This window comes from Actinomadura livida (assembly GCF_014648675.1).
Lineage (GTDB): Bacteria > Actinomycetota > Actinomycetes > Streptosporangiales > Streptosporangiaceae > Spirillospora > Spirillospora livida.
In genome coordinates this window covers 657,291-657,545 of sequence record NZ_BMRO01000003.1, presented here as the reverse complement: position 1 = coordinate 657,545, position 255 = coordinate 657,291, and the positions used below count along the sequence as shown (strand labels likewise).

Annotated in this window: 1 protein-coding gene; it reads right to left on the bottom strand. The window is 71.8% G+C overall.

From position 1 onward, the window contains the following. A partial coding sequence (locus IEZ03_RS09775; RefSeq protein ID WP_189241178.1) for a maltotransferase domain-containing protein occupies nt 1–255 on the bottom strand: 255 nt, incomplete at both ends.

Here is a 255-nt window from a genome sequence, read left to right as displayed (position 1 = left end):
ACCGTCAGCGGATACCACTCGCTCAGGGTCAGCAGGTCCCGCAGCGGATGCCGCTCCAGCACATCCGCCACATCCGGGTCGCCCGCCGCCTCCAGCCGGTCGATGGTCGCGACGGTCTCGTCCGCCAGCAGCTTGGCCAGCCGGTCCAGGGTCGGCACGTCCTTGCTGGGCACGGCGTCCGCCGCCCGCGCGAACAGCAGGGCACCCTCGGCCAGCATCAGCTCGGCGTCCTGATCGCGGGGCACCTTGATCTGC